Origin of the sequence: Paucibacter sp. XJ19-41, assembly GCF_028462495.1 — a bacterium.
GTDB lineage: Bacteria > Pseudomonadota > Gammaproteobacteria > Burkholderiales > Burkholderiaceae_C > Roseateles_E.
This window is the reverse complement of record NZ_JAQOWX010000179.1, coordinates 4,185-7,219: the sequence shown is the minus strand read 5'-3', so window position 1 is coordinate 7,219 and position 3,035 is coordinate 4,185. Positions and strand designations below refer to the sequence as shown.

Genomic DNA, 3,035 nt, shown 5'->3' with positions numbered 1-3,035 from the left:
CCCGGCCGCGCCGCGCGGCTGGGTCAGCGCCCGCACCATCGCGCCGGCCACGCGGGGATGCAGGGTCGCCTCGCCGCGCGCGGCCCGCTCGATCGCCTGCACCAGCTCGGCCGGCGGCGTGTCCTTCAGCAGATAAGAGATCGCGCCGGCACGCAGCACCTCCAGAACCGGCTCGTCGCCCTCATGGCTGGTCAGCAGCAGCACCTGGGAGTCGGGGCTGACACGGCGGATCTCGCGCGTCGTCTCGACCCCGTTCATGCCCGGCATCAGCAGGTCCATCAGCACCACCTGGGGCCGCTCGCGCTGTGCCAGCTCGATGGCCCGCGCACCCTCGCCCACCGCGCCGACCAGGCGGAACTCGCCATGGGCCTCCAGCACTGCGGCAATGCCGTAGCGCACCAGCGCATGGTCGTCACAGATCAGCACCGAAATCATGATGGCCTCGCCTCCTGCTTGAACTTGAAACTCACGGCCAGGCGGCAGCCTTGGCCCGGCGCGCTGTCGAGATGCAGTGCCCCCTCGGGCAGGGCCGCGGCGCGCTCGCGCATATTGGTCAGTCCATGGCCGCTGGCCGTGGCCGCCGCGTCGAAACCGCAGCCCTCGTCGGCGATCAGCAGCTCGGCGCGGCCCGCGTCGGCCTGCCAGGACAGGCACACCCGGCGCGCCCGGCCATGGCGCAGCGCATTGGCCACCGCCTCGTTGGCGATGCAGGCCAGCTCATGCGCCTGCTCGATCGGCAACACCAAGCCGTCCGGCAGCTCCAGCCGCAGCGCCAGATGGGCATGCCAGGGCTGCAGCCGCAGCGCCAGCTCCTCGCGCAGGTCCTGGCACCGCGCCGCCTCCAGCGGCTTCAGCCGCGACAGCATGGCCCCCAGATCGCGGTGCACTGCCTGGTTCTGTGTCGCGGCCTCGGCCAGCAGCAGCGCGGCCTTGGCGGGCCGACGTTCCAACCATTGCTGGGCCGCGTGCAGTTGCAGCCCGGTGGCGAAGACCTGCTGCTTAATGCTGTCGTGCAGATCGCGCGCCAGGCGCTGGCGCTCCTGCAGCGCGGCCAGCTCGCGGCCGGTCTCGACATGGGCCTGCAACTGGCCGGCGACCTGGTTGATTGCACGCGCATGTTCGCCCAGCTCATCACGCGAATCATCGGCCAGGCGCATCGAAAAATCGCCGTGCGCCCAGCCCTCGGTCAGTTGGGCCAGGCGGCGCAGCCGGTAGGCCAGCCACCAGGTCAGGCTCACGCCCAGCAGCAGACCCGGCAGCGCCACCAGCAGCACCAGCCAGCCGAAGAAGCTGCCGGCATCGCTCAGCGTGCTGCGCATGTTCTTCCAGATATCGAAACGCGCATAGTGGCGCACCAGCAGCGTGCTGCCGTCGCCCAATGGCAGCACCAGCAAGCGCTCGGCCGCCGACACCTGCTCCAGCCGCTGCGGCCCCGGCAGCCATTGCGCGGGCAGGGCCAGCACGGCATTGTCGCGCAAGGCCACACGGCGCCCGCCATCGTCATACAGCGCCAGACTGACCTGCGGGTCGGAGGACTCGCGGATGCCATAGAACCCATCGGGGCCATCGACATTCAACAGGCGCTGCTGGATCGAGTCCAGCATCTGCGTCACCAGCGCGCGGTCCCCTCGTCGGCCCTGCAGCACGCGTAGCTCGGTCTCGATCAGCTGGCGCAAGTGGGCCGGCGTCACGACCTGGCGGAAGGCCTGGCCATCCAGAACCGGGCTCAACGCCAGCGACACCAGCATGCTGCCCAACAGGGTCACGACGATGGAGCCCAGGCTCAGCTTCCACCACAGGGATTGCCACAAACGCAAGATCTCGCTCCACTCCCGGTCCTCACAGCAAGGCCGCCCGGCCAGCATAACGACCTCGGATGTGCGCACNACAGGGATTGCCACAAACGCAAGATCTCGCTCCACTCCCGGTCCTCACAGCAAGGCCGCCCGGCCAGCATAACGACCTCGGATGTGCGCACTGCGCGCCCAGTAGGTCTGCAGACCCAGCCACTCGGCCGCTGGACCCAGCCATTCGCCGCACGACTCAGGCGCGCAGCGCCGACTCTGCCTACATTGCGCCACTTTCATTGGCCACGCAGTCCGGAGTCTTTCCTTGCCCGCCCATCGTTTCTCCCACCCCTTTCCCGCCCGCCGGCTGTTCGCGCCCGGGCTGGTCCTGTTGCTGCTGCAAGGCTGCAGCGATGCGCCCGCGCCGACGCCACAGGACAGCGCCACGATGCGCGTCACCACCCTGCTGGTGCGCCCGCAGGAGGCCCAGGCCGTGCTGGAACTACCGGGCCGCATCGTCGCGCGCCAGCCGATGCAGCTGCTGCCGGCCGTGCATGGCCTGCGCGTCGAGGCCGTGCTGGCCGACGCCGGCGAGCTGGTGAAGGCCGGCCAGCCGCTGGTGCAGCTGGATACGCGCAGCCAGCGCCACGAGCACGAGGAGGCGCGCCAGCAACACCGCCGCCTGCAGGCCCTGGCCGAGGCCGCACAGGCCCAGCTGGGGAAGGCCGAGGCCAGCCTGGCGCTGGCGCGCGCCACCGACGAGCGCTACCGCCTGGCGGTCGCCACCGGCGCCGTCAGCCAGCAGGACCAGCAGGACCGCGCCAGCACCCTGGCCCAGCAGGAAGAGGAGCGCAGCAACGCTGCCCAGCAGGCCCAGGCCGCCCGCTCCGAGCTGGCCGCTGCCGCCGCCAAGCTCGCGCAGGCGCAGCAGCGTCTGGACGAGACCCTGCTGCGCGCGCCGTCCGCCGGCCGCCTGTTTGAGCGCCACGTCGAGCGCGGCATGTTCAGCGACACCGCATCAACCACGCCCTGGTTCCTGCTGGCCGCCGACGGCGATCGCGAGTTCGAGGCCTGGGCCGATGTGCAGCGCCTGGCCGGCCTCGCGCCCGGGGCCGCGGTCAGCGTGCAGCTGGAGGGCCAGGGCCTGGCGCTGCTGCAGGGCAAGCTGCGCAGCGTCGAGACCGGCCAGGGCCAGGAGTCGCGCCGCGCTCGCCTGCGCATCGCGCTGCAGGGCAACGCGATGCCGCC

The 3,035-nt window shown here is 71.3% G+C and carries 3 protein-coding genes; 1 reads left to right on the top strand and 2 read right to left on the bottom strand.

The genetic code is table 11. The annotated features are described in order from the left end of the window. Together PO768_RS26940 and PO768_RS26935 are read right to left on the bottom strand one after the other, a co-directional pair. On the bottom strand, nt 1–435 hold a 435-nt coding region (locus tag PO768_RS26940; protein ID WP_272648516.1), incomplete at its 3' end, for a response regulator. Then, entirely contained in the window at nt 432–1,817 is a 1,386-nt protein-coding gene (locus PO768_RS26935) for a sensor histidine kinase (RefSeq protein ID WP_272648515.1), read from the bottom strand. The genes PO768_RS26940 and PO768_RS26935, both read right to left, overlap by 4 nt. Before the next feature lie 295 nt (nt 1,818–2,112). On the opposite strand from PO768_RS26935, the gene PO768_RS26930 reads away from it, so the two are divergent. Next, nucleotides 2,113–3,035 (top strand): efflux RND transporter periplasmic adaptor subunit (locus PO768_RS26930; protein ID WP_272648514.1); only part of this gene is annotated, 923 nt, incomplete at its 3' end.